The 26528-nt window shown below is 55.5% G+C and carries 27 protein-coding genes and 1 tRNA gene; 15 read left to right on the forward strand and 13 right to left on the reverse strand.

Going from position 1 to position 26528, the window contains the following annotated elements:
* Positions 1-3: 3 nt before the first annotated feature.
* Both WA411_RS15335 and WA411_RS15340 read right to left on the reverse strand, forming a co-directional pair.
* Positions 4-636, reverse strand: coding sequence for a TIGR04282 family arsenosugar biosynthesis glycosyltransferase (locus tag WA411_RS15335; protein ID WP_069184868.1), 633 nt, complete (start codon positions 634-636; stop codon positions 4-6).
* Positions 623-1330, reverse strand: coding sequence for a TIGR04283 family arsenosugar biosynthesis glycosyltransferase (locus tag WA411_RS15340; RefSeq protein ID WP_291907973.1), 708 nt, complete (start codon positions 1328-1330; stop codon positions 623-625). Before WA411_RS15340 ends, WA411_RS15335 begins: the two co-directional genes overlap by 14 nt.
* An 87-nt stretch (positions 1331-1417) precedes the next feature.
* Between WA411_RS15340 and WA411_RS15345 the strand changes: the two genes are divergently transcribed.
* The 7 genes from WA411_RS15345 to WA411_RS15375 all read left to right on the forward strand — a co-directional run bounded on the left by WA411_RS15345 (position 1418) and on the right by WA411_RS15375 (position 7733).
* Positions 1418-1494: transfer RNA gene (locus WA411_RS15345), tRNA-Arg, on the forward strand.
* A gap of 147 nt (positions 1495-1641) precedes the next feature.
* Positions 1642-2940 (forward strand): tyrosine-type recombinase/integrase, encoded by a 1299-nt coding sequence (locus WA411_RS15350; RefSeq protein ID WP_291907974.1) that lies wholly within the window; start codon positions 1642-1644, stop codon positions 2938-2940.
* 9 nt (positions 2941-2949) lie between these two features.
* Positions 2950-3918: a hypothetical protein gene (locus tag WA411_RS15355; RefSeq protein WP_291907975.1), complete on the forward strand. Its 969-nt coding sequence runs from the start codon at positions 2950-2952 to the stop codon at positions 3916-3918.
* 123 nt (positions 3919-4041) lie between these two features.
* Positions 4042-4251 (forward strand): helix-turn-helix transcriptional regulator, encoded by a 210-nt coding sequence (locus WA411_RS15360; RefSeq protein WP_291907976.1) that lies wholly within the window; start codon positions 4042-4044, stop codon positions 4249-4251.
* A complete protein-coding gene (locus tag WA411_RS15365; protein WP_291907978.1) occupies positions 4248-4481 on the forward strand; it encodes a hypothetical protein in 234 nt (77 codons plus the stop codon). Before WA411_RS15360 ends, WA411_RS15365 begins: the two co-directional genes overlap by 4 nt.
* A 351-nt stretch (positions 4482-4832) precedes the next feature.
* Positions 4833-5240 (forward strand): hypothetical protein, encoded by a 408-nt coding sequence (locus WA411_RS15370; RefSeq protein ID WP_291907980.1) that lies wholly within the window; start codon positions 4833-4835, stop codon positions 5238-5240.
* Positions 5241-5873: 633 nt separating this feature from the next.
* On the forward strand, positions 5874-7733 hold the full coding sequence (locus WA411_RS15375) for a hypothetical protein (protein WP_291907984.1): 1860 nt from the start codon (positions 5874-5876) through the stop codon (positions 7731-7733).
* A gap of 105 nt (positions 7734-7838) precedes the next feature.
* On the opposite strand, the gene WA411_RS15380 is transcribed toward WA411_RS15375, so the two are convergent.
* On the reverse strand, positions 7839-8150 hold the full coding sequence (locus WA411_RS15380; RefSeq protein ID WP_291907986.1) for a hypothetical protein: 312 nt from the start codon (positions 8148-8150) through the stop codon (positions 7839-7841).
* Between the two features lie 588 nt (positions 8151-8738).
* On the opposite strand from WA411_RS15380, the gene WA411_RS15385 reads away from it, so the two are divergent.
* Positions 8739-9137 (forward strand): hypothetical protein, encoded by a 399-nt coding sequence (locus WA411_RS15385; protein ID WP_291907988.1) that lies wholly within the window; start codon positions 8739-8741, stop codon positions 9135-9137.
* 194 nt (positions 9138-9331) lie between these two features.
* On the opposite strand, the gene WA411_RS15390 is transcribed toward WA411_RS15385, so the two are convergent.
* The 4 genes from WA411_RS15390 to WA411_RS15405 all read right to left on the reverse strand — a co-directional run bounded on the left by WA411_RS15390 (position 9332) and on the right by WA411_RS15405 (position 11324).
* Positions 9332-9658 (reverse strand): hypothetical protein, encoded by a 327-nt coding sequence (locus tag WA411_RS15390; protein WP_291907990.1) that lies wholly within the window; start codon positions 9656-9658, stop codon positions 9332-9334.
* A gap of 200 nt (positions 9659-9858) precedes the next feature.
* Entirely contained in the window at positions 9859-10077 is a 219-nt protein-coding gene (locus tag WA411_RS15395; protein WP_291907993.1) for a hypothetical protein, read from the reverse strand.
* Entirely contained in the window at positions 10074-10586 is a 513-nt protein-coding gene (locus WA411_RS15400; RefSeq protein WP_291907995.1) for a hypothetical protein, read from the reverse strand. The genes WA411_RS15395 and WA411_RS15400 overlap by 4 nt, the downstream gene beginning before the upstream one ends.
* A 198-nt stretch (positions 10587-10784) precedes the next feature.
* Positions 10785-11324 carry a GNAT family N-acetyltransferase gene (locus WA411_RS15405; protein ID WP_291907997.1) on the reverse strand — a complete coding sequence of 180 codons (540 nt, stop codon included), beginning with the start codon at positions 11322-11324 and terminating at the stop codon, positions 10785-10787.
* Positions 11325-11487: 163 nt separating this feature from the next.
* Between WA411_RS15405 and WA411_RS15410 the strand changes: the two genes are divergently transcribed.
* On the forward strand, positions 11488-12162 hold the full coding sequence (locus tag WA411_RS15410; RefSeq protein ID WP_069184870.1) for a spermidine synthase: 675 nt from the start codon (positions 11488-11490) through the stop codon (positions 12160-12162).
* A 41-nt stretch (positions 12163-12203) separates the two neighbouring features.
* On the forward strand, positions 12204-12851 hold the full coding sequence (locus WA411_RS15415; protein WP_291908000.1) for an MBL fold metallo-hydrolase: 648 nt from the start codon (positions 12204-12206) through the stop codon (positions 12849-12851).
* 27 nt (positions 12852-12878) lie between these two features.
* Here the strand turns inward: WA411_RS15415 and WA411_RS15420 are convergent, their stop codons facing one another.
* Positions 12879-14504 carry a methyl-accepting chemotaxis protein gene (locus WA411_RS15420; RefSeq protein WP_291908002.1) on the reverse strand — a complete coding sequence of 542 codons (1626 nt, stop codon included), beginning with the start codon at positions 14502-14504 and terminating at the stop codon, positions 12879-12881.
* 275 nt (positions 14505-14779) lie between these two features.
* On the opposite strand from WA411_RS15420, the gene WA411_RS15425 reads away from it, so the two are divergent.
* The gene (locus tag WA411_RS15425; protein ID WP_209398231.1) at positions 14780-15445 is read left to right on the forward strand and encodes a hypothetical protein; all 666 of its coding nucleotides are present in this window, start codon (positions 14780-14782) and stop codon (positions 15443-15445) included.
* Positions 15446-15458: 13 nt separating this feature from the next.
* On the opposite strand, the gene WA411_RS15430 is transcribed toward WA411_RS15425, so the two are convergent.
* Both WA411_RS15430 and WA411_RS15435 read right to left on the reverse strand, forming a co-directional pair.
* Positions 15459-16082 carry an L-threonylcarbamoyladenylate synthase gene (locus tag WA411_RS15430; protein ID WP_069184874.1) on the reverse strand — a complete coding sequence of 208 codons (624 nt, stop codon included), beginning with the start codon at positions 16080-16082 and terminating at the stop codon, positions 15459-15461.
* Positions 16079-16435, reverse strand: a complete 357-nt coding sequence (locus tag WA411_RS15435; RefSeq protein ID WP_291908007.1) for a BolA family protein — start codon at positions 16433-16435, stop codon at positions 16079-16081. The genes WA411_RS15430 and WA411_RS15435 overlap by 4 nt, the downstream gene beginning before the upstream one ends.
* A gap of 276 nt (positions 16436-16711) precedes the next feature.
* On the opposite strand from WA411_RS15435, the gene WA411_RS15440 reads away from it, so the two are divergent.
* From WA411_RS15440 to WA411_RS15455, 4 genes are all read left to right on the forward strand, one after another.
* A complete protein-coding gene (locus WA411_RS15440; protein WP_291908009.1) occupies positions 16712-18895 on the forward strand; it encodes a DNA topoisomerase III in 2184 nt (727 codons plus the stop codon).
* A gap of 111 nt (positions 18896-19006) precedes the next feature.
* Complete coding sequence (locus WA411_RS15445; protein WP_069184877.1) at positions 19007-19741, forward strand: response regulator transcription factor; 735 nt, start codon at positions 19007-19009, stop codon at positions 19739-19741.
* Positions 19734-21371, forward strand: coding sequence for a FecR family protein (locus WA411_RS15450; protein ID WP_069184942.1), 1638 nt, complete (start codon positions 19734-19736; stop codon positions 21369-21371). Before WA411_RS15445 ends, WA411_RS15450 begins: the two co-directional genes overlap by 8 nt.
* Before the next feature lie 35 nt (positions 21372-21406).
* Positions 21407-23974 (forward strand): CHASE2 domain-containing protein, encoded by a 2568-nt coding sequence (locus WA411_RS15455; protein WP_291908012.1) that lies wholly within the window; start codon positions 21407-21409, stop codon positions 23972-23974.
* A gap of 31 nt (positions 23975-24005) precedes the next feature.
* Here the strand turns inward: WA411_RS15455 and WA411_RS15460 are convergent, their stop codons facing one another.
* From WA411_RS15460 to WA411_RS15470, 3 genes are all read right to left on the reverse strand, one after another.
* Positions 24006-24422: a fibronectin type III domain-containing protein gene (locus WA411_RS15460; protein ID WP_228744614.1), complete on the reverse strand. Its 417-nt coding sequence runs from the start codon at positions 24420-24422 to the stop codon at positions 24006-24008.
* 303 nt (positions 24423-24725) lie between these two features.
* Positions 24726-25985 carry a TRAP transporter large permease gene (locus WA411_RS15465; RefSeq protein WP_069184879.1) on the reverse strand — a complete coding sequence of 420 codons (1260 nt, stop codon included), beginning with the start codon at positions 25983-25985 and terminating at the stop codon, positions 24726-24728.
* Positions 25982-26527 (reverse strand): TRAP transporter small permease, encoded by a 546-nt coding sequence (locus tag WA411_RS15470; protein WP_291908016.1) that lies wholly within the window; start codon positions 26525-26527, stop codon positions 25982-25984. The genes WA411_RS15465 and WA411_RS15470 overlap by 4 nt, the downstream gene beginning before the upstream one ends.
* Position 26528: the final 1 nt, after the last annotated feature.

Consider the following 26528-nt stretch of genomic DNA (forward strand, 5'->3'; position numbering starts at 1 on the left):
ACATTAGCAGGTACGCAGAAAACGAGCCCAGTCCTCGGGCTCGTCAACATCCCAGCGGGGCTCGAGCAAACAATAGCTGAGCCCCGACTCTTCCAGTCGATCACAGGTTTGAGTCAGAACTTCGGGCGTCCCCCAGGCAATGTCGTCGAGCATTCCCTCCGCCACTCTGGAGGCCCCAATCAGCACATAGCCGCCATCGTCTGACGGGCCGAGCACGACGTCATAATCCGCCAAACAGGCAACCGCCTTGCGGGCATAATCCGGGTCCACCGACGGGCAATCACTGCCAACAATCAGGGCCCGCTCGTAATCCCCAAGTGACTGACTGAGGGCGCGGTGCATCCGCTCCCCGAGCGTCCTGCCCTGCTGGACGCCCTGATGCAGACCTGCACCTTCCAGTTCTTCAACAATCGATTCGGCCTCGCCGGGCCGATCATCAGCCGGTCGGTCCCACCAGAACTCTACCGGGTAGCCGGTCGCACACAGGTTATCCAGCACCGCCAGCGTAAGTCGGATGTGGGCATCAAGTGCGCCCACAGCGCCTAACTCCGGCATCAAACGGGTTTTTACCCGGCCAGCCTCCGGCCATTTGGCAAACTGCAGAAAGACCGCCGACGGAAAGTTACTTTGGGGCATTGCGCACATCCGATCGATAGATTTGGGCCAGAGACTCTGGCGATTCACCACGCCAGTAACGCCAGCGCAGTTGCCACATAAGAAGAATTGTTCGCCAGGCACCATTTTTCTGCCAACGGCGGCTATCGGTAACAACAGGTTCGTTTATACAGAAGGGACGGGACACCAGGCAAAGACGACGTGAAAACTCCACATCTTCCATCAGCGGCATAGGCTGAAAGCCGCCCAGCGCCTCGAAAGTATCCCGTCGTACAAACATGCCCTGATCGCCGGTGCAGATGCCGGTCAGGCGGGAGCGCTGATTCATGAACCAGGCAATAACCCGGAACAGCGGTCGCTCACCGCTCAACCGCACATCGAACCGTCCCCAGGCCCGGCGCGTCTGGACGAAACGTGCGAGGTGCTCAAGAGTGTTGTCCGGCAGGCGCGTATCCGCGTGCAAAAACAACAGAAGATCGCCTGTTGCCGCCGCTGCCCCGGCGTTCATCTGAAGCGCCCGTCCCTTCTCTGCGACAACCACCCTGTCGCAAAGCGGCCGGGTCAGCTCAACGGTTCGATCGGTGCTACCACCATCAACGACAACCACCTCATGCCCCCGTGCACGAATCGTTTGCAGGGCACGCAGGGTTTCCGTTACACCCGCCGCCTCCATCCATACAGGAACAATCACACTTAACGAGAAAGGGTCTGGCAAAACAAACTCCGTGACAATCACCGAAACCGGGTCGCACCTTGAGCCTCTTGGCTTAGCCCGCTATCATAGCGCCCTTCTCGCGATAATGCCCCCGTAGCTCATCTGGATAGAGCGTCCCCCTCCTAAGGGGAAGGTAGCAGGTTCGAGTCCTGCCGGGGGTACCAGTTCAGCGTCTACCCCGCCCCACAAATTAGCTCGAAAGCCCCGCGCTGCAAGACTTCAAGAACAACCATAGCACACACTGTACACCTCTGCACAATACTAGACGTACCCACAAAATGCGGGTACTGTTGCGGGTACTTGGTCAATGAATGACCACTGGTACCCGCAATGATGCACAGGTGGCGCGTATGGCGAGAGAAATCAACAAGCTGACCGACAGCATGGTCAAGGCTGCCAAACCCGAAGGCCAGAAAAGGCGAAAGCTGGCGGACGGTGGTGGCCTGACACTAGTCATCAAACCCGAATCAAAAGTCTGGTGGTTTCGCTATCGGTTTGGCGGAAAGGAAAAGACTTACAGCCTGGGCAGTTATCCAGAGGTCTCACTAAAGGACGCCCGCGAGGGACGAGACGCAGCCCGTAAGCTACTGCAGCAGAAGAAAGACCCCGTTACGCATCGCCGCTCAGAGGGCGCCAAGAACCTTTCAGCCGCTTCCAATACCTTCAAGGCCGTTGCCGAGGACTGGCTCAAGCTCCAGAAGGGCCAGTTGCAGGACAGTACCATAGACGTTACCCGCAACCGTCTGACCAATTGGATCTATCCGCACCTTGGCACTATGCCAATAACTGAGATTGAGCCGCCTCTAGTGCTGCAGGTACTGCGCAAGATCGAAACCAAGGGCAAGCACGAAACCGCGCACCGGATGCGCCAGAGAATCAGCCAGATATACCGCTTCGCCATATCCGAGGGCAGAGCCAGCCGAGACCCTGCCGCCGATTTGCGGGGACTCCTGAAAGCGGTACCCGCAAAGAACAGAGCCGCCATCACAAAACCCGAGGAACTTGGAGGCCTTCTCAGAGCCATTGAAGCCTATTCAGGACAGCCGGCAACGTGTGCCGCCTTGCAACTGGCCCCGATGCTTTTCGTGCGTCCTGGCGAACTGAGAAAGGCCGTCTGGGCTGAGATCGATCTCAAGGCAGGTATATGGATTGTTCCCGGCGACCGGATGAAAGGGACGTTGAAAGCAAAGCGAGCGGGTCGTGTGCCTGACCACAAAATACCCCTACCCCGCCAGGCTATCGAGATCCTGAAACCGCTCAAGCAGCTGACCGGGAAAAGGCCGTATGTTTTCGAATCGATCAAGCCAGGCCGCCCCCTCTCAGACAACACCATCAACACCGCCCTGAGAAGCATGGGCTACGATAGTGACACGATGGTCGGGCATGGATTCAGAGCGACCGCCTCAACGCTACTGCATGAGATGGGCTGGCCTCCAGAAATCATTGAACTCCAACTGGCACACCAACAACGCAACCAAGTAGCAGCCGCGTACAACCGATCTGCCCGAATGGATGAGCGCACGGCCATGATGCAGCAATGGGCTGATTACCTGGACAACCTGAAAAAAGGCGGCTCAGTCGTGCCGTTCAAAACGAAGCTGGAGGCGTAAGGACAAATTATGACCAGTTCATTCCAAGTACCGACTCCAAACGAGTTTCGCCAATACGCCCAGTACCTTAGCAAATCCTTAGCATTTCTCGATGAAAGCTATAACGGGGACGGTATTGACATAGACGAAAGCGAAGATTTTAGAGTACGGTTCGATCGCGCTATTGAACACTACGCAGGCGATCTACAAAGCACACTTGACGACATTAATGAGCATCACCCTAACGTCTCCTACTTTTGGGATAATGACCTAGCTTTCAGATTGGCACTTAAGAAAGCGAAATTCACGAGTGACGCCTCCACGGAGTTCTTAGTTAGAACGGTTGCTGAGCGCATACTGCATATCTGGAAAAAAGGTGGGGTAAAAAAGTTTCGCATAGCTTCAGTGCGCAAATATATGGAACGCAGTCTAAAGTGGGCCTTATACCTCTCATTGTTTGCAGAAAAATACTTGGATGGCAGCCTCTACAAAGGTGCTATCGAGGCTAGAGAGAAGGTTGCCGAAGCTCGCTCACTCGCTGAGCGCCTCTCAAATGTTCTTGACTCGCCCGGGTTTGCCTACATTGAGAGCAACATGGCGTTTGGAGGCTGGGGCGCCAAGCAATTGTTTGATGATACTCAAAAGAGCCTTACTCTCCTCCAAAAAACTATTAATGCGCCAGAACTCGATGCAGTAACTACACACCGAAAAGACCGCGCACTTGAAGCGAGGTTAGTCGCCTCTGAACTCCTACTTGTAAACTACTCCACCTTTAAAGACGGTCGAAAAGATCTTGTACCGATACTAATGGGAATGGGCTTTATCGATGAGAATATAGAAATCGAAGCCAAGACCATTGAGAGAATTTGGGACCGCGTGAAAAAACAGACTCAAAATTTGTCTTACCACCTTTACGCCGTTCGCGAAGAAGAAAGAGAACGGTCGCGCATGGACAGAAACCGTGGTATCCAACCATGGTTTTCTGTCCCCAAAATATGACTTGAATACTCACTCAAGTGGCGACAATAACCGCCTTCATATAATTGCCCTTTGTCGGTGATGGTTTTTCTTGTGCTTGGTTAACTGATTCCCGTGTACAGCACTGGATGAGGTTAATCAGCAATGACCGAAACGAAACGCCCCGCATCAAATATTGACCGCCTTTTGCGTTATCGCGAAGTAGAGGAAGTGACCGGCTTTCGCCGTTCAACCATCTACTTCTGGATGAGCAAAGGCCTTTTCCCCAAACCCCTCAAGATTGGCCGCGCTATCGCCTGGCGTGAACGTGACATTCAGCAATGGATGGACGAGCGAGCGGAGGTAGCACAATGAAATTTACAGAACGCTATCAACCCGGCTGGTTCTTCAAAGGCACCAAGCCTTTTCTCGCCGTAAGTCACATTGCTCAAACAGCACAGATGACAAATGTCGAGGTTGAAGCCGCCATCGTAAATGGCCACTTCGAGACTGAACGCATTGCCGGTTGCCGGGTGGTGCCTCTATGCGATGTGTTTCGTTATGTGGAGTTACGCGCCACCGGATGGGGGGAGAATGCAAAATGAGCGACCAAAGAAAAGCCCCCACCGGCCGCAATCCGGCAAGGGGCTCCAAGGCGACTTCCAAAGCACAAAATCAGCCTACCACAAACCGGCTGCATTCTCCTCGCCAATATAGGGCTCTCCGGGAGCTGATGTGTGGCCCTCGCTCAGTTCGCCAGCTGTTTGACAGTGTTGGTTGCAATGGTGTCCCACAGCTCATCTCAACGCTGCGTGAGAAAGGGCTCCAGATCGACACAAGCGAGCGCAAAAGCCATGACCGTGATGGAAAGCCGGTGACATTCTGTGTGTACGTCTTACACGAGAAATCGCGCCGCCTGGCCTTCAGGTTATTGGCCAATTTCGCGGGGTGAGTCAGTGCAGGACAAACGAGCGAAACACAAAGGGAGAAAGGGAAATGCCTCTTTTCTCCATATACCGCACGAAGTCCTTAACAGCGACGCCTACCGCTCTCAGGACGGATGGACTGCCAAGCTGCTGGTGGATCTGGCAGGCCAATTCAACGGCGGCAACAACGGCGACCTGTGCGCCGCCTGGACCATCATGCGGGAGAAAGGGTGGCGCTCAAAGGGTACGCTGCACAAGTCGCTGAACAACTTACTGGAGGCAGGCCTGATCGAGCAGACCCGGCAAGGGGGCAAAAACAGATGCTCACTTTACGCGGTTACCTGGAGAGCTATAGACGAGTGCAAAGGGAAATTGGACGTCCGGCCAACAAGGTCCCCAAGCGGCTTGTGGAAAGAGCCAATCAAGTTGACCGCCTGAAAATTAAAACCGGTGCCCGCTATGTGGGACTACTTACCCGCTATGTGGGCCAGTCATGAAAAAGGCATCACGTTTCGCTCTGGAATTACCCGCTATGTGTACCAGTCAGCCTATTTTTTCGGCTTCCACTACCCGCTATGTGTACACCTTTATAGATTACCAAGGGTAGTTGTCTTTCAATCTGTCTCTCTAACGGCATTTGCACACCGCGGGTCGAAAATCCAACCACCTCACGCGCGTACTGGTCCGAAAACGCCCTCCAACGCCTCACGAATAAATACTGGTTATCCATACATATCTCAAAGCAAAAATGATATATTTGTAGGACAGTCGAACAATGACTTTATGTCAAACATTGTCTGACAATCCCGCAGTAACCCGTAAGCGGGACTAACTGCTACCTGGAGGCAAGACTATGGCCCGAACCAAAGGCTCGACCAACGTGAAGCCCACTAAGCAAGCCCTAAAGAGTTACTACGCAATGCTTCGTAGTGCGGCGGACCAGGGCGACCTGATGGCCGCTGGCAAGCTGATTGAACTCCACCACATGGATAGCTCAAAACCGCCAAAGAGCGAAGCCAGCGCTTCCTGAGCGCCCATCACGGCCCCCAACAATTCGCGGAGTACAGAAAGATGGCAACTCGAGAAGACATTTCGCAGTCAGGCAACGGATATACGCTAACCCCAGTTGAGGGCAATCCTTTTGAGAAAGGCCAAGAAAAGCGAAAAGTCACGCTTACACCGGTAGAGGGAAACCCTTTTGAAGAGCCAAAGACAGAATATGACCTCTCGTTTCTAAAGCGCCAAGAAGAACAGCGTGAGCCGCTTGCGGCAAAAGCGCCGGACGAACAGAAATTCGATCTATCTTTTTTGGAACCCAAAAAACCAGAACCTCGGGAGGACACAGCTATCCTGCGGGACCTGGACGAGGCCTTCCTGAGGATCCCGGGAGCTCCCGCCCTTGGTGAGTTTGCCGCGGCGGCTAACCGCAGCATATTCGACATGATCGACTTCTTAGGGCCAGATACCGTTAATGCAATTCTGGAGATTGCTGGCAGCGACAAGCGTGTTCCTACCCTTAGCGAAACCTTATCATCGGAGGGCGGATACATGGAGCCTGGCCTGGCTCGTGACACAGTTAGGGAGTCTGGTGAAATGGCACCAATGGCCGTTGCGTTTGGTCAGATGCTAAGAACGATGGCAGGTCGAATGCCCGCCTTCACTCAAGGCGAATCCGCGGCTAGAGGAACTGTCCGCCAGCTTGGGGGCGGTTCAGCCACTCAGGATGCCATAGCAGGCGCTGGTGCGGGCGCTGGCGGTAGGATTGGCGAGGAGGTCGGCGGAGACACTGGAAGACTTGTGGGGGCCACTGCGGGCGCCTTCGCATCTGGTCCACTAGAATTAGCCAAATCCGTAGCCCGAACACCCCAAGCAACAAAGCTTTTGAAGGAAGCAGCCCCCTCACCTAATCGACTGAAAGACGAGGCCCGCCAGATCTACAACCGCCTTGATGATATGGGCGTTACAGTTAGCCAGCCGGCAGTTGGCCAGCTTGCAGACGACATTACCAGAACAGTTAGACGCCAGGGCTTCAACGCCAGGATCCATCCGAAGGTCAGCGCTGTGCTAGACGAAGTAGCCGCATCAGGTGAAGGCCCTATGACCATCAGTGAAATGGACATTATGAGGCGAGTAGCTCAATCGGCCGCCAGAAGCATCGAGCCAGACGAGGCTCGACTCGGCGGGATCATCATGCAGAAGATTGATGATTTCCTGGACGACATACCGACAACCGCCCTCGTCGGAAATCAGGAGCAACGCGTTGGCCCCCTATTTCGTGAGGCACGCGCCTATTGGTCTCAAGCGAAAAAGGGAGAGTTGATCGAACAGGCCGTGGAAAAGGCGAAGAACCAAGCGAGCGGCTTTGAGAATGGGATCCGTGTTCAGCTTCGCTCACTCATAAACAATCCGAAGAAGATGCGAGGTTTCACCAAAGATGAAAAAGACGCACTGAAATTGGTAGTTCGAGGCGGCTCAGCCGAGAACCTCGCCAAAGCAATCGGCAAGTTTGGATTCACGGAGGGCCAAGCAACAAACATGTTGTTGGGCTCTCTCGGCGTTGCTGGCGGCGCTGCCGTTGGCGGGCCTGCTGGTGCTGTCGCTATTCCAGTCATTGGCCAAGCAGCCAAGAATGTGGCCCAGCGACTCACCCAGAGAAACGCTCAGTTAGCTGACCTGGTAGTGCGCGCCGGCAAGGATGGACGAAAGATTGCGATGGCATATATGCGGAGCGTACCGAAGTCAGAGCGGAGTGTTGAGGAGCTTACAGGGCTGTTGCTGAGATCCGGCGCCGACTTCAAACCACTGTTGAAATCGCAGAATCGGGTCATCGCAGATGCTGGCCTGGCAGCCTCACTCATCGCTAACGCCAATCCACCATCGCAGGATGAAACGAAAGACGGACTCGACGACCAACAGAGCCCCAATCGTTAGCAGAATTTCGGGGATCGCAGAGGGGCCAAAGACCAGAACGCAAACTAATGCAACGGCAATGAGAACGCACCATTCATTCGTCGATCGCCACATAAGAGCTCTCCGCTATTCCCCAGAGTCGAACATTTCGTAGAATTCCTGGTAATTTTCGACAACTCGACGGCATTGCCCTGCATACTCATCCAGGGTCATCCCAAGGCGAGCAGCCTCTGCCGTCCAAAACCTAACGATGAAATTGGTTCCACCCTCAAGCCCGGTGTTCTGCTGATACTGAATCTGCAGCTGCATGATGCCGCAGCCACCTGACATCTTGCCGGTCACCAACATTCTTTTGGCGAGGTTTGCACCGTCCTCTGATTCCTGAGCGGAGAGAGAAAAGCTGAACAAAGCGATAGCCAACAACCAAGCATGTCTCAATGAAATCTCCCTGTTATCCGAATGATGTCCGTTTCCAATACATCAAACCTTAGTCCGGAACGAACGCAGCGGCAATGAAAGCCAAGCACCTTTAATTGATCTATATTTGGGCTGTTGAGGCTCTCTGTATTTAAGGAAGAATTTGCTAATGCTCTACGACTCAAGAGTGGACTTTGAAGCAATCAGGAAGGCGATATCAGCCAGCGAGTATGGGCGCGAATGCAGAGAATCCGGCTTCAGGACAATATTTCATTGCTTTGCCGCGGGAGCCTGCCTGGCTGGGGCGCTCTGGCTTTGGATTGGAGAGTCAGACGAACTTTGGGCAATACTCGTTTTTGCAGCATCCATGATATTTGGCGTGAGCGGAATCAGATCCATCCTGCGACACGAAAGATGCTGCCAGTTGTATGACAGGGAATACTTCCTCCAATGCCTCAAGAAATCTGAGTCGTTTGACGACCTTGGCGCTTCGGGTTTCCCAGATCTAAAACACTTCGACATTACAGAGCGCTCGAGATCACGGAATACACAGAAAAACCTTACCTACCATGAGTTCAATTTGCAGTAGCCCCAGGGTTTTCGGAGCCCATGAACAGACAAGGACGCCAGCTGTTCTTTGGAATTCAGGGGCAACCGCCCATGCTGTTACAAAATCAGAACGCCGCTCAATTCCTGATACGATGTTTCTCAGCGGAAGAACCTGAAACCGAAAAGGAGTACCCGGTTATGACTAGTGAGGAGTTTAGTGAGCGTTTCCAGAAGCATCCTCTCGGCTGGGTTTTCCAGTCAATGGAAACGGCCGACAATGAGACTCAGCTTGAGCGTTATCTGAGCATGGCTCACGGTATGGTTTTGCTTTTAGAGTTCCAAGATGAACTGAGTAAAGATGAAGCAGGCTTTCTCAACGAGGCGGCACGCGGAAACGCAAAGCGGAACTACGACAGAGTAACGAAAACCAATTTCGAGCCGCCCAAAACCAAACAGTGAGAATCAGTTAAGCCTCTCACTCAAACCTGGCGAAGTAGCCCACAACGAGAAGAACCACCGTGATAATTGTTGCGGTAAAGATCCCGACACCACCTTTTGCCACTGTGATCCACAGAGACAAGATGACACAGGCAACAACTGCCCATTTGATACTAAAATCACGGCTATCCATAGTTCGCCTTCAAGGCGGCAAATTAGAGTAGAGACACCAGACCGCCAATAACTGCTACCCAGAGGCCAACCACAAGCGCCCCGATAATCGATTGAACAGCTATGAATCGAATCTGAGTAGAGGCCCCTACCCCATGAATGGTGTTTTGCATTTGAAACATTGGGTTCTCTTTGGACTCAGTCCTGAACCTGCCCACAAAGAGCACTGCCCTGATATTGGCGATGAAGAGCCCAATGCCAGCGCCCACTGATACCGCTACCCAAAACGAATCAAAAGCAAAGACAAGGCCAATTGAAAGGGGAATCACAAGCAATCCGAGAGGGCCAAGGGGCGTTCCGTAATTGTCCATAATCTATTTGCTCCATATCCAAGGGATAGGACTTCCCGTGCCCATAAAACTAGCACAACCACGAGTGTTTATTTTCTGAGCAGACCAGCGAAGAGGATCTCAACAAACGTCAACAAGCGCTCCCTCGCGTCTCCACCGGTAGCTCACTCATTCAGGGTAAAGCAGAGAGAGTAAACCCCGGCGAACCGGGGCTCTAGTTACTACTTGACCGCCCTGATGCTATCTCTCGGCTCAGGGTAGAAAAAGGCCTTGCCAACCGGTTTGCCGTTAATATCATCAAGCAGCGAGCCTTCAGGGTCTGGCATTTCACCCATTTCCATACTGTCAGCCATCTCCCGAAGTATCCGCGCCATCTCCGGCCCTAATCTCTCTCCTCTGATGGCTGGTTGATTGTCTAGCCGTAGAATGAGAAAGCTCATTGTGCAGCTCCCTTTCTCAGGTTTTCGCTCAAAGCGCATGAGGCCTCTATGGCCCTTTCCATATTGGCCTGCAACTGCCAGGTGTAGTTTTCAAGCATTGATTCAGTGAGTGTTTCCCCGCCCTCACGCGCCTGGCTGAGGTACAGCATTAACATGCAAAGCATAGAGCGGCTCTGTTCGTGGATCTCGTCTATTGTGTCGATGTGCTGGGCGAAAGAGGAGCTGTCGGTTTCCTGAGACTCTGGGGCCGCTCCCTGCAAACGTCTCACTGTTTGATGCAGCTCTGCCTTCAGATCCTCCTCGCTGGCCTCTGTCATGGCCTCACAGTCGCCGCTGGCATTGGCGACCAGGTCCCATGCTTTGTCTATCATGGCGCCGATAGTAACTTCAGGAGAGCAGTTCTCCAGAAGATGGTGTAGATTCTCCGGATGATGCAAGTGGTTCAGAATTGCTTCAGCATCGAGCAGGCGAGAGCGGCAATCAGTAAGGCGGTTTGAGAACTTGTTCATGGTCACGTCTCCATCATGGTTTTTGGATGCAGCGCGTGATTTTGCGGGTACTTTTGTGGGTACTCGGAAACCTCAATCAACAGCCACGCCATATAAAACATAGCCTTAAATCAAGGTTTCGGCTCCTGCCGGGGGTACCACCTCACCTGAATCAGAACCTGCCATCCCGTCCTGTTGAATCAAAAACCGAATAGCTCACTACCAGAAAGACGGATCGTTCAACGCTGCCACGCAAATTGATGTCCCGCTCAGTGCCGCCAAGGGCTCTTTTGTGAGCGACTGCCCGATCCAACCCTCGGGCTGACTCAATGGCAGAGGTGGCCGGGCGATTGATTGGGAGAGGGGTTTGAATCCGACCTTGCCGTAAAACGCCGGATCACCGTAGGTGATCGCCACATCAACGCCCCCTTCAGGGAGTGAATCCAGGGCATGGGTCAATAGGCGCTGACCGACACCCTTGCCTTGCCACCGGGTTGCCACCGCCATCGGCGATAGCAAAAAGACCACTCTGGGATCATCTGGATAAGTCAGCCGGGTGAAAACAGCCGCCCCAACCAGTTCATCCCCTGCTCTGGCAAGAAAAACCTGGATGTCATCAGGTGCTGTATCGCTGAGCAGGTTAAGGACGAGTTCACCGATAAGCTCTCCTTCGTCAGAGCCTTCCGAGTCAGTAAAGGTTGATATGACGAGGTCCTTGATGTCCTGTTCGAGGCCTTTGTAGTGACTGGAAAACTCCACCCGTGATGCCCTTCTCAGAGACTTTCATTTGTTAATTTTTCAAATATAGAGGTAAAGACAAGCCAGACGAAAGGCTTGTTTCCGACTCCGGCCCCAGCCCATTGTATTCACCAGATATGAAGCGGGTTACACTGCCCGCCAATATTTCACCCCGGTACCGCAAATGGCACGCTTCACCGAAATCGGCACTGCGACCATCCCAGGCAAAGGGACGCAATTGCGTCTGTTGCAGCGTAATGAAGAGTTCTCTATCAAGATCGCTGGTACAACGGGCGAATTGATGAACAGCCGAATACACGGCTCGGAAGATGCCCTGGCTACCCTGGCGTGCGAACGCATTGCCGATCAACCCACTCCGCGAGTGCTGATTGGCGGCCTGGGCATGGGGTTCACGCTGGCCGCAGCATTGTCCGCCCTTGGAGAGGATGCGCAGGTAACGGTTGCCGAGCTGGTTCCCGAAGTAGAAGCCTGGAATCGAGGGCCGCTAGGCTCTGCAGCGGGCAACCCGCTGAATGATCCGAGAGCCCGGGTACAGATCGGTGATGTGGCGGAATTACTGAGAAATTCAAACAGCGAGTGGGACGCCATCCTTCTCGATGTCGACAACGGTCCGGAAGGACTGACCCGCAAAGAAAACGACTGGATCTATTCACCGGAAGGCATTGCGGCCGCCCAGAAAGCCCTGCGTCCTGACGGCATACTCGCCTACTGGTCAGCCGGCCAGGAGCATGCCTTCACCGAGAGGCTACGCCGGGCCGGATTTTCTGTTGAAGCGGTCACAGTGAGGGCTCTGCGGCCGGGCAAGGGTGCCCGCCACGTTATCTGGCTGGCGTGGTAAGCTATTCGAAGAAGCTATCCCCCCTGTTTTAGAGAAAACCTATGTCACTGAAGTACAGAATCATCCCGGTTACACCTTTCCAACAGAACTGCTCATTGATCTGGTGCGAGAAGACACGCAAGGCAGCCGTGGTGGACCCAGGCGGCGATCTTGAGAAGATCCGCGCCGCCGTGGACGAGGAAGGTGTAACGGTCGAAAAGATTCTGCTTACCCATGCCCACATTGACCATGCCGGCGGAACTGCGGAGCTGTCCAAAGAGCTGGGTATTCCCATTGAGGGGCCGCAGAAGGAAGACAATTTCTGGATTGTCGGCCTGCCCCAGCAGGCGCAGATGTTCGGGTTTCCGGCCCCGGAAGTTTTCAGCCCGGATCGTTGGCTGGAAGATGGGCAGCAGGTCACCGTGGGTAACCAGACCCTGGAAGTCCTTCACTGCCCCGGCCACACACCGGGACATGTGGTTTTTTACCACAAGGAATCCGGTCTGGCGCTGGTCGGTGACGTGCTGTTCAATGGCTCCATCGGGCGCACGGATTTTCCCAAGGGGGATCACGCAACACTGATCCGCTCGATCAAGGAACAACTGTTCCCGCTCGGAGATGAGGTTGCGTTCATTCCCGGACACGGTCCGATGTCCACATTTGGCCAGGAACGAGCCACCAACCCTTTCGTCTCCGACCATAGGGGCTGAGCCTTTCTTCAGCCCCGGGTCGCTTTTTTATTTACGGCCCTCCTGATTCAGCCGGAACTGTTCGATGGTCTTCCTCAAATTCTCCGCCATGGCCAGCAGGTCACCGGCGATCCTCGCCGTCTCCTTGGCATCCCCGGAGGTCTGCTCTGCTGAGCGGCTGATTTCAATCACGTTGTGATTGATGGACTCGGAGACATCGCTCTGCTCGTTGGCGGCGCTCTCCATTTCCTGATTGAGATCGGTAATCTCGCGCACGGCAGCGGCAATCGTCTGTAACTCCGACTCCACGGTCAGAATCGCTGAAACCTGCAGCTCTGCCATTTCCGAGGCATGGCGCATGGTGGCCACACAATCGACGACCTCGCCCTTGAGTCCATTGATGGTGTTTCGGATTTCCTCCGTTGAATCCTGGGTTCTTGAGGCCAGCGCCCGTACCTCATCGGCCACCACCGAAAAACCTCGCCCCTGCTCGCCGGCCCGCGCCGCCTCAATGGCGGCATTGAGCGCCAGCAGGTTGGTTTGGTCGGCAATATTGGAAATCACCTCCAGCATATCTGACATCTGGCTTGTCCGTTGATCCAGTTGCTCAATGCGCTGCGCGCCACTCTGGACCTCGCTGTTCAATGCCTCAATTCCTTCAACCGCATTGCGGGCAAGGCTTTCCCCCTTGCTGGCGGATTCCGCGGTATCTGCGGATTTGCGAGTCGTGTGGATGGCGTTTTCCCGGACCTGAACCGCTGACGCGGCCATCTCTGTCGTGGCGCTGGCCACCTGATCGGTGTTGTCACGTTGGGCGAGCACTTCCCGCTCAGTGGTGTCCGCCTTGCCAGCAATACTTCTGGCCGCCTGCTCAACCTGTTCGGCGTTGTCCATTACTGTATTCATGCTCTCGCGGATCTTGGCCATCATCCGGTTGAAGGCGCGGGAAACGGAACCGATTTCGTCGTTGCGGGTAACCTCAAGCTCAATGGTCAGATCCGAATTGCTGGAAATCTCATCCATACGGTCGTGGAGTCGCCGAAGGCGGGAAAACACCAGACGGCCCAAGGCGGCTGCGGTCATGAAAAACACTGCAGCAAAAATGGCCACCTGGATGCCGCCACTAGTCAGGAGCTGTTGCTGCAACCGGGCATCGCTGTCAGCCAGGGAATAATCCACCCGAATGGCACCGAGAACATCACCCTCCTTGGCCTGGTGACAGCCCAGGCAGTTCACACCCTGGTAGTTTTCCATAGCGATCACCGGCTCAATCAGCGTGTAGACGCGGCCCTCCTCATTGCTGGAATAGGCTTCCACCCTCTCGCCTGCCAGCGCTTTCTCATCCAGAGGCTCTCTTATCTGCTCCGATGCATTGCCAGCCCCGAAGGTGCGGTTCAAATGATCACTGCGAATCACCCGCACATCCAGCACATCCTCGGATGCCATCACCTTTTGCCGTAGTACATCCCGATTACCGATGGTGCCGGTGACCATCATGGTGTTCAGCCCATCGAAGTATGATTTCGCCAGCCCATCCACATATTTGTGGCTGAACTCTTCGAGATGATCACGCTGGGAGTCGGCGCTGTAGAGCACGGTAAACACGAGAATCAGCGAGAAGGCAGCCGCCAGGGCCGCAAGTAGCAGGAAGCGGATGGAGTAATGTTTTTTCATGATAATCCGACACCAAGGCCGCGCGGCCTGAGAGTTGTTTTGACGTTTTATGGCGACAACTAACTGTCGCCAAACTTTATAGATATGCGTCAATTATTTCCTGACCCAGATCAGATCCGGGAAAGGTCATTTGCATAACAAGAGAGGGGAGCCCTTAGGCAGGGACTTGATGGAGTTGGCCTGAAAGCTGCAGAGCTAGATAACGAGTATCCGTTATGTCCAACGCAGACTGTTCGGAAACCGCATTACGGTTCACCGAAGGAGGAATCCCATCCATGTCCCTACTGACCTCTCTGATCCGGGCAAGCACCCAGTTCCAGCAGGCCATGGAAAAGCGCCAGACGCCCTCAACAGCTCCGGAAGCCGCGACTGGCAAGGCCCAGCCCAAAGCTGTAGAAGCCGAACCGACATCTGGCGATGACCGTTTCACGCCCTCTGACAGCAGCGAGGCTGATCTCTCACGCCTGAAAGCGCGGCGGCTGGCAATGGCAGACTACAAGCAAACGGTGGGGCAGGATCTTGCCTTCATTCGCGAGACACTGCGGCACAAACTTGCCGAATACAATTTACACCCCGCAACTGCATTGAACGTGAGCAAAAACGAAAACGGCAGCGTTACGGTAGAGGGGAAAATTGCGGACAACACCCGTGCCCAGATTGAAAAAGACCTGAACGTGAACAAGAACTTCAAGGAAGCGTTCAATCGCCTGAGCGTCACCGAGCCGACCCTGCATTTCATGGATAATGCGCTCAAGTTGAACCAGGCCTACGGCGTGAACAACCCGTTACTGGACACATTGATCAGCGAGAACCAGCAGTTCAATGGCCTGCAGGATCTGGTACACCGTTACGACACCATGCGGCGCTCGGTGAGTGCTGAGCAAATGGAAGCTGCGGGAAATAGCCGGGCGTACGCCTTTAATTTGAACGCCCGGGCATAATCCAGAAGGGAGATCAGACCTCAAACGGCGCTGGATCTCCCTTGCCAACTCGGGTAACCACCGGAGCCTCGCCAGTAAAGTCCACCACCGTAGTCGCTTCCATACCGCAAAAACCACCGTCGATAATCAGATCCAGCTCATGCTCCAGGGTTTCCCGGATGTCATAGGGGTCTGTCATCGGATCGGTTTCTCCGGGCAGGATCAGGGTGCTGCTCATGATTGGCTCACCAAGTTCACCCAGCAGCTCCTGAACAATCGCATTATCCGGCACCCTTACGCCCACCGAGCGGCGTTTCGGATGCAGCAGCCGCCGGGGCACTTCACTGGTGGCATCCAGAATGAACGTGTAGGGGCCGGGCGTGAAATTCTTCAGCAACCGGTACTGGGTATTATCCACCTTCGCGTACACCCCGATGTCCGACAGATCCCGGCATACGAGGGTGAAGTTATGCTTGTCATCCAGCCTGCGAATCCGCTTGATCCGATCCGCTGCCTGTTTATCGCCCAGGTGGCAGCCGATGGCATAGGCGGAATCCGTGGGATACACAATCACCCCGCCACGACGCAGAATATCCACCGCCTGATTGATCAGACGCTTCTGCGGCGTCTCCGGATGAATCTGGAAAAACTGACTCATGAACCCTCTCCCTGAGCGGTCCGCGCCGCCATCACCGGATCCTTCTTGGACCCACCCATACAATTCGGAGAATCCGGCGCAGCGTGACCGGTCGCCTCCCACTCTGCCGGTGAGTATAGATGCAACGCCAACGCATGAACCGGCCCCGCCAGCTCTTCGGCGAGCACCTTGTAAATCGCCTGATGCCGACGCACCTTCATCTGCCCCTCAAACTCCGGAGACACCAGGGTCACCTTGAAATGGGTTTCAGAGTTCGGCGGCACACTGTGCTTGTGGCTCTCGTTCTCCACCTGAAGCACACGGGCCTCGAAGGCCTCGTTCAGCTTGGTTTCAATTGCGTTCTGGATCTTCATGTTTCAATACTCCTGCCTCCGCATTTGAACTAGAGAGGCGAATGGCACGTTGTCAGAAGCGGGTGTGGCGATGGCTTTCCCAAAAGTGTGCGTTGCCATGGATGGCAACGCCAAGCCCCCAGGGATGGGTTCACGGCGTCTTTTGGGAAAGCCATCGCCACAGCCGCCTCCCCTACACCAACCAGTCTACTACACATACAGCACACACCCGAGAGCCTTGACACTACAGAGCCAAAGCGCCACATTCCCATCCCGATTCCAAAACACCCAAACCCCATGCACCTCTACATCGCCGAAAAACCAAGCCTGGGCCGCGCCATCGCCGCCGCCCTCCCCGGCCCTCACCAGAAAGGCCAGGGCTGGATACGTTGTGGCAACGGCGAAAATGCTGCCACGGTAAGCTGGTGCATTGGCCACCTCCTGGAACCGGCAGAACCGGCGCGCTACAACCCGGCGTGGAAAAAATGGCGCCAGGAAGACCTGCCCATGTTTCCCGACAAATGGGAAGTCATGCCCAAGGACAGCGTGCGCCAGCAACTCAAGGTTTTGGAATCCCTGATTAGACAGGCCCAGATCATTATTCATGCCGGCGACCCGGACCGTGAGGGCCAACTGCTGGTAGACGAGGTTATCCGCTATTTCGGCACCAGAGCACCGGTGCAGCGCATTCTAATCAACGATCTGACCCCAGCGGCCGTATCTCGCGCTATACAGAGCCCCAAAGACAACCGCGATTTCCGTCGACTGTCCCATTCAGCGCTCGCCCGGCAACGGGCAGACTGGTTGTATGGTATCAACCTGACCCGCTTCTACACGCTCAGTTACCAGCAACAAGGGGAGCAAGGCGTCTATTCCGTTGGCCGGGTCCAAACCCCGGTACTTGGCCTTGTGGTTGAGCGTGACAACACCATCGAAAACTTCCAGCCTAAGCCCTATTACCGGATTGAAGCCCGATTCAAGGCTCAGGAAGAGGAAGCCGACCAGCGAAGCTTCACCGCCCGTTGGTTGCCCAACGAACAGTTCCAGGATTATCTGGATGAAGAAAATCGCCTGCTGAATCGGGAAATTGCTGAACAGATTGCCGACAGTGTCCGAAGCCGCCCCGGCACAATCACCGAATCCCGCTTTCGGGATCGGTCCGAAGCGCCACCTTTGCCGCTTTCCCTATCGGCCCTGCAAATCGAAGCAGGCCGACTGTTCCGGATGGGCGCCAAAGAGGTCCTGGATACCGCCCAGAACCTGTACGAGCGTCACCAGCTCATCACCTACCCTCGATCTGATTGCCGGTATCTACCGGAGGGCCATTACGGCCAGCGGGAACAGGTGGTAAGGGCCATTGCCCGGGTCGCACCCGATCTTCAGGAGGCCTGTAGCGGCGCAGATCTCGATCGCCGGACGGCTGCGTGGAACGATAAACAGGTCGACGCCCACCATGCCATTATTCCAACCAGCCGCCCCACGCCCAACGGCAAACTCACTGCAGCAGAAGAAAAAATCTACGGCCTGATCAGCCGGTATTACCTGATGCAGTTCGCGCCTGATGCCGTGCACCGGGAAGGCAAACTGACGGTTCGAGTGTCAGAGCACGAATTCCGCGCAACGGAAACCGCCATCCTGGAGCCGGGCTGGAAAGCGCTGGAACTGAAACTCCGGGAAGGGCGCAACGAGCCGGACAAGACGCCCCTGCCGAGGCTGGAAAAAGGCGAGCCGGTATTCTGTGAAGATAGCAGCCTCACTGAACGGAAGACCCAGCCGCCGCAGCATTTTACCGATGCGACCCTGCTATCGGCGATGACCAACATTGCCCGGTTTGTCACCGATACCGAACTCAGAAAAACCCTGCGGGAAACCGATGGCCTGGGCACCGAGGCAACCCGGGCTTCCATCATCGAAACCCTCTTCAAGCGGGATTACCTATACCGTGACAGTCGACACATCCGGGCTACCGACAAAGCCAAGGCATTGATCGGCGCCCTGCCCAAATCTGTCAGCAAACCGGATCGCACAGCTGTATGGGAAGCTAATCTGGAAAGCATTCGCCGCGGAGAGGGTGACCCGCGGCAGTTCCTGGAAATCCTGAAAGATGAAATACGCGCCTTTCTGGACAAACCCCAGGGCCAGCCCGCCCAGGACTGCGAGCATGCCGGGACAGAATCAGCCGAGGCCCGGCCCCATTGCCCCAAATGCCGTGCCCCAATGACGGAGCGGGACGGCAAGTTCGGCCGATTCTATGCCTGCACCCGCTACCCCGATTGCCGGGGTACCCGACCACTGGAGGAAGCCGCACCCCAGGATGGTACTGGCCAAAAACCCATTCCCTGCCCCCATTGTTTCTCGCCCCTGGTGCGGCGAAAAGGCAAAAAAGGCTGGTTCTGGGGCTGCAGTAATTTCCCGGGCTGCCGACAAACACTGGACGACGACAACGGAAAGCCTGCAGTCCGTTTACGCAAGTCTACATAACGATACTGAAGGCAGATCCACATTTTGTGATAATTGGTTGATATAGCAGAGTAGTCCGTCAAGCGCTCTGCTCCATAACAGGCAAGAGAGCAACACTCCGGGAGAGGCTTAATGCGTATTGCTTTGCTTGAAGATGAAACCGAACAGGCACAGCACATCCAGTCAATTCTGTCTGAGCGCGGGCATCACTGCGATAGCTTCCCTACCGGCCAAAATTTCCTGAGCGCAGTTCTGCATCGTAGCTACGACCTGCTTATTCTGGATTGGCAGATTCCGGATATGACTGGCATCGACGTTCTGGAGAGCGTCCGGGCCCAGCTCAACTGGCCAATTCCCGTGGTTTTCCTCACCCAACGGGACAGCGAGGCAGACATCGTTCGCGCCCTCGATGCCGGCGCCGACGATTACCTGGCAAAACCCGCCCGGGCTGCGGAACTGGTCGCGCGCATCAACGCCCTGGCGAGACGGTCCAATCCTGACAGCGAGAAGGAGGTGCTTCGCTACGGCCCGTTCGAAATCAATACGCAGCAGCGAGTCATTGCGCTTCATGGTGAAGAGCTCACGCTGACCGACAAGGATTTCGACCTGACCTTGTTCCTCTTCCAGAACCAGGGGCGTCTGCTGACCCGGGAAATGCTGCTCGAGCGTGTCTGGGGGCTGGCCAGAGACATCAATACCCGCACTGTGGATACACACATGAGCCGCCTTCGCCGTCGCCTGGGGCTCAATCCCGAAAATGGTTTCCGCATCAAGACAATTTACCAGCGCGGTTACCGCCTGGAGGCCATGAAGGCACAGGATCAGGCGTTTGATGATCAAGAACCCGCCAGGGCCGCCAATGACTGAAAGCCCGGCTCCGCGATTGCCCGTACTGCTGCTGATACTCGCTCTGCTTGCTTGCGCCGCACCCACGGCTGCAGAGCTGTCAGTGACTCGCGGTTCTGCCGGCCATTCCGACGCATCGCCCGCCAACACAGTGCCTGAGTGGATCTACACGTTACGGCCAGGCGAGAGTTTTTCGGAAGTGGCCAGCGACCTTCTAGCGCCGAACTTTCCGGCAAGTCGCCTTTTGCAATACAACAAGATTGAAAACGGTGCCACGCTCGGTGCCGGCGACAGTGTTCGCATTCCTCTTGCCTGGTTGAAACGCCAACCACAACCTGCAAGGGCAACCTCGGTCACCGGAACTGTACAACTGATTTCCGGAAACTCGGGTCGGAAAACGCCGCTCAGTGAAGATGCCCTGATCCGCGTCGGTGATGAAATTCTGTCAGCGTCCGGAACCGCGACTATTGAACTGGCAGACGGCTCGGAAGTCCGGATTTCCCCGAATTCACGGCTGATCTTCAATCGCCTGACCCAATATGGCAAAGCCGGCATGGTGGATACCCGGCTGCGACTGGACAGGGGCGAGATCCACACCCGCGTAAAACCGGTGATGGAGGGCGGCGCCCGATTCGAGATTGAAACGCCATCCGCCGTCGCCGCTGTGCGCGGGACCGCATTTGCACTTCAGACATCCGCAGAGGGTACTCGCCTGCAGGTAACCGAGGGAAATGTTGACTTCGGAGCACCCGGCAAGACCCGCCGCATTCCCGCGGGTTTCGGTGCCAGCCTGTCCACCGCGGGCAATGATGGCCTCAGCATTCGACGCCTGCCACCAGCGCCGGCCCTTGACCCACTTCCACCAAAATTGACCCAACTGCCGGCCACGATGACCTGGCAGGAAAGCCGTGCCCCCATGCATCGCGTGGATATTTTCGAAAGTGACACCGGCCGCTGGGTGGAAAGCCGCAAACTCACTGGCAGCAGCTTTGATATCGGCCGGCTGGATAACGGCAGCTATGAAGTGCACCTGGCGGCCCTCGATGCTCGCGGAACCGCCGGCATGCCTCGTGTAATTCCGGTGGAGGTCGATCTTCAGGCAAGAACCGCCAGCCTTTTGTCTCCCGCCGATGGAGACACGGTAAACGATGATATGCCCGAGTTTCGCTGGCAGTTGAACGGCGACAATGAAGTGGCTCGAGTGGAAGTTGCCGAGGACCGGGATTTCCGGAACGTTATCGCCACCAGCGAATGGGCGCCGGAAACTGCAGCGCTGCCTTCACGCCCGCTGGGGCCCGGCAAATACTACTGGCGGGTGGTTACCGAGGCAGGCGGAAACTCCGTCGCTACCACCGAGCCGCGAGAGCTTGTGGTCAATGGCAGCCTGCCCCCAGTGCGAATCATCAGTGTGAACTACATCGACAGCCAGGTCAGGGTCTTCTGGGAGAAGGTGGACACAGCCACTGACTATCGCCTACAGCTGTCGGAAGAGCCCGGTTTCAACAACATCATCAAGGAAGCAACGCTGTCTGACACCACCGCAGCCTTGCGTCTTATTCCCGGAAGGCGGTATTTTGTGCGCCTGAAAGCTCTTTCTGATGGTCCTTTGCAAAGCCGCTGGGGACCTGGGAGGGAACTGTACCTGGAATAATCCGTTGATCGAACGAAACACACACAGCAGGGCTCATGAACCGGGATTGGCTGTCAATTAAAACGACCCCCTGGACTCTGGGCCTGATACTGCTGGCGCTCCTTCTGCTCATCCAGACCACGGATTTGCCCCAGCGCCTTGATTTCTGGCTCTACGATCAGGCCATTACTTCAAATCCTGTAAATGCCTCGGACGAGGTAGTACTGGTAACCATTGATGAGCTGAGTCTGAACCGCCTCGGGCGTTGGCCATGGCCTCGCACACTGCACGCAGAGCTTATTGCCAAGCTTGAGCAGGCAGGCGCCAAAACCATTGTCTTCGATATTCTGTTTGCAGAACCGTCACCCCATGACCAGCAACTGGCAGAACAGATGCGCAGCCATGGCAACGTCATCCTGCCGGTCTATCTGTCGCCCCCCACATCCCAGTATCTGTTGAGCGAACAATTGCCGGTTGGACAACTGGCTTCAGCGGCCAACGGTCTCGGGCACGCTCACGTGGAACTGGACAGCGACGGCGTTGCGCGTGGTCTCTACCTGTTTAATGGTCTGGGTCGTCAGCTCTGGCCGAGCCTAGCGCTGGCCGCTAGCGGGATAGGGCCACAAAATTCGGGGACGGAAGAGGCCCTTCCCTATGTCAATGTTCGCGATCAGTATCGGGCCATCCCCTTGATCGGTGGTGCCGGCTCCCTGCAGTCGTACTCCTTTGCAGAGGTTCTTACACAACCGCCAGCCCCTGAACGTTTCAGAGGCAAAACCGTCTTTGTCGGCGCCACAGCCGCAGGTTTCGGAGACATACTGCCAACACCTTTCTCAGGCCTGAGTCGACCTATGGCCGGTGTTGAATTTCACGCCAACGTGTTCTCCGCCAGAACCCAGGGGCTGTTGATTCGCCAGGCACCGGAATGGGCTTCGGCCCTTCTGTCTTTAACAACCATTCTGATCCTCGCGCTCGCCCTGCCTCCGATGCGCCCGGCACGCACTCTGCTCGCCTGCGCAGCGGCTCTGGTCGGACTGGTCGGTCTCTATCTGTTCATGCTTCTGGCGCTGAAATGGTGGATTCCCCTGGCGAACGCTTTGCTGGTGCCGCTCCTGGCCTTTCCAGTCTCAAGCGGCCTCAGGCTCGCCATGACCAATCGTTTTCTTAACCGGCAATTGGACGACCTTGCCAGAAGCCCGCAAGTTGCCCTGCCCGCACCCTCGGGAAGAAACCCAACGCAACTTCTGGAGCACTTTCAAGCCCTCTTCCGGCCCACTGGCTGGCTTTTACTTGAGGAGAACGAGGTTCTTTCCGCCCGCGGATTGTCCCTGGCCGATGTTCCCTCTGATCTGACCCCCGGCCACTGGTTCCACGACAGCAACCGCAGCTGGATTCAGCTATTGCGCGCAGGTACCCGCTATCACCTGGGCCTGATGCTGCCCAATGATCTCGGCCGCGAAGCTGTCCAGCGTTACTTGCGCAGACTTCATCTGGAGCAGCCTGCACTGGCGGATTCAACCTCAAGACCCAGCGAAAATATCTCAGCGCGAATTGAGCGGGTGCGTATCGCCACGGATCGGCTGAATCACATGCAACAATTTATTCGCAGAAGCTTCGAGCGCATGCCCGACGGCATCATTGTTACCGACGAACTGGGCGTTATCCGCTTTGCCAACGGCCATATTGAAGAGTGGTTCCGCGAACCCATGCCGAGCCTTGCAGGCCTGCCCCTGGTCAGGTTGCTCGAAGGACATGACCCTCGGGAAACGCCGCCTTGGCACGAAACGGTTTCCGATACCCTGACACTGCAACAGAGCCGAACCGTGGATCTGAGAATTCGCGACAAGGATTTTCTGATTCATTTCGCGCCGTTTTCACTGCCCGACACTGACCAACAAGGCATCATTGCCAACATTTCGGACATTTCGGAACTGCGGGAACAGCAGCGCCAGCACCGCGAAGCCATCGACTTTATTTCCCACGACGTACGTTCGCCACTGGTTTCACAGCTTGCCCTGATCGAACAGTTGAAACGAGACCCCAGCCACATTGAACAGGAACAACTGGACCAGCTGGGACGGCTGGCCCGACGAAGCTATCACCTGGCGGAGGAGTTCGTACAACTGGCACGAGCCGAACAGCTGACAGAAACCCGGTTCTACGAATGCGAGTTTCTGGCCATCGTGGAGAATGCCCGTGATAGCGTCAGCGAACAGGCCATCGAGAAGCAGATACAGCTCCAGCTTCAGGGCACCGAAGATCTTTGGCTGAAAGGCAACGCGGAGCTTCTGGAGCGGGCCGTTATCAACCTGCTCACCAATGCGGTTCAATACAGCCCGAGTGGATCCGACGTCAGCATTCAGGTCTTCCGCGCCGGTCACCAGGCCTGTTTGACGATCGCGGACGAAGGCACAGGCATCGATCCGGAAGAACTGCCGCACCTGTTTGACCGCTACCGTCGGCAGAAGAGCTCGGAATTGGCCGGAGTACACGGTACCGGGCTGGGGCTTTCGTTCGTAAAGACCGTCGTGGAAAAACACAGGGGAGAGATATCGGTGTCATCGACACCGAGTGAAGGTTCTGCCTTCACCTTGAAACTTCCAATTGCAGATCCGCTGGCCTGAGACTTCAAACTTCAGGCCGGGAATTCCCGTCTCAGGACCGGATAGACTTGCTTACAACATCGGAGGGCTCACTGATCAGCCCGTTGGTATCCTGAACCTGAATGGTGAAATACCAGGTCCCCACGTCCAGCCCGCTTACTTCATAGGACATTTCCGCCTCGGCCTGGGCATTGGTGACAACAACCTCTTCGCTCAGTTCATTTGCATCCTGGCCATAACGGATCACGTATTTGTCCAGTTCACCCATGGGGATGCTCTCGCCGTTCACGCGAGTCAGCGGGGCGCTCCAGCTCAATACTGCGGAACGCTCCGGAGAGGAAGTCGAGCCACTGGAACCTGTCTGTGTTCCTGCGGACTCGGAAGAACCACCACCGCCACACCCTGTGAGTAGTAATCCCAGAATAAACGCGGCAATCCATGCCTGTGACATTTTGATGACGCGTTTCATTTATATTCAGCACCATTTTTACGTCGATTTTGTGAAATTGTATAAAACGGGGCTGATTATCGATGTGAAGTCTGTCATTCCCCTAGTTACGAAATTGTCAATTTCTCGTCAGATAATGGTAATGAAGCAGGGAAATCACTGACTAGCAAGGCAAAAATTTGCCCGGAAAGGGCGATAGCGGCGTGAGCTACTGGAAAAAAGTCTAAGCCGGGAAAGAGATGAAGGAAGGTATGAGCATAACTTGGAATGACAGGAGACCATACTCAAGTGCTAGAGCGTGTCTCTATGTAAATCAGGTGCTACCTACAACAACGCCAGCACCAACCCCTCTTCCCAACTGATCAACACCAGCGTCAGAATAGTTGCCAGAAGGAACGGAAGCAAAGCCCGGAAAATAGCCATCGGCGATGCGCCGGTCATGGCGGAACAAATATAAAGGCCCGCACCAACCGGTGGCGTAAGCAAGCCAAGAACCAAAGTCAGGCACACCACCACGCCGAACTGGTAAGCGCTGATGCCGAACTGAGCTTCCGCTATGGGCATTAGGATCGGCACGACCAATATCAGTGCGGCAATGCCATCGATCACCATGCCCACCAGCAGCAGGATACCCACGACCAGCATCAGAAACATGAAAGGGTCTGTGGTTTGTGCGGCGATCCAGCTGGCCGCGCTTTGCGGGATCTTTTCGAAGATGATCACCCAGCCGAATACGCCGGCCGCGGCAATCAGCATGATGACCATGCCGGAATTGAAGGCGGTCCGCCTCAGAACGCCGAAAAGGTTTTTGTATTTGAGGTCTCTATAAACATATTTGCCAATCACCAGCGCACCCATTGAAGCCAGCGCGGCTGATTCTGTGGGCGTGGCCAGCCCGGTGAGGATGCCGCCGATGATGATCAGCGGGATAAGCGCCGCCGGGATGCCCATCAGGAAATACTGTTTAGCCTGCTGGCGCGTTGGCCAGCTCCCTTTCGGATACTGGTATTTCAGGCCGAGCAGGCTGATAGCGATAAAAAACAGGAAGGACATCACCAGCCCTGGAATAATGCCCGCAATAAACATATCCGCAATCGGTACCTGGGCCAGAACGCCAAACAGCACGAACAGCATGGACGGCGGGATAATGGGCGAGAGCAATCCCCCGGCAGCGGTTATGGCGGCGGCATAAGGCTTTTCGTAACCGTCTTTCTCCATGGCAGGCACCATGGCGCGAGACATCATGGCGATCTGTGAGGCAGCAGAGCCCATAATGGCCGCCATCATCATGTTGGCCACCAGGTTGATATAAGCCATGCCTCCGCGGAACCCACCGACCAGGATGCGCGCCAGGTTCACCAGCCTGCTGGTAAGGCCACCCTCATTCATCAATTCGCCGGCGAGCATGAACAGGGGTATCGCCAGCAGTCCATAGCTCTGGATAGCGCCGAATAGCTGTTGCAAGTAGGAATCCAGCAGCACGGTGTTACCCGAATCGTAGATATACCAGAGCGCCGTCAGTGCCAATACCAAGGAGATCGGCACTGCCAAAAACAACAGAACGGCGAAGACAACCGCGGTCATGTCGTACCCCCGCTCTGTTCGGGAGCGGACTCGGAACGGAGAAGATTAGCTAAACCATGAATGGTCAACGTAATCGACAGAATCGGCAGCACCATCCACACCCAGAACTTTTTAATGCCCAGGGTGCTGGTGTTCTCCGCGTACATGAAGTTGAAGGTTTCTGCCTGAAAGCTTTGCAGGTCAAACCCCACTTGATATAGCGTGACCGGGTCATACCAGCGCCAGCTGAGCCAGGCCAGAATGCCGCCAAACAGAAGCACCATCAGGTCGCTAATTTTCGCCAGTACGGTTCGGGTTCCACCTTTTACATACTCGGTCAGCAGACCCACGGCAACGCTTTCCCGCCGTTTGAGCAGCACGGATGTCGCGAAGAAAGTCATCCAGATCATGCAGTAGATCGCCAGCTCATCCACCCAGTAGATGGCGTAACCGGCAAAACGAGTGACGATGTTAAGAAGTATCAGCAGGGTCACCGCACCGGCAAGCGATGCGGCGATGACAGCTTCAATGCGTGCGACAAAATCCGAAACAGCTTTAAGCATG

It is taken from the genome of Marinobacter sp. CH_CUG1437-1, assembly GCF_037029655.1.
GTDB classification, from domain to species: domain Bacteria; phylum Pseudomonadota; class Gammaproteobacteria; order Pseudomonadales; family Oleiphilaceae; genus Marinobacter; species Marinobacter salsuginis.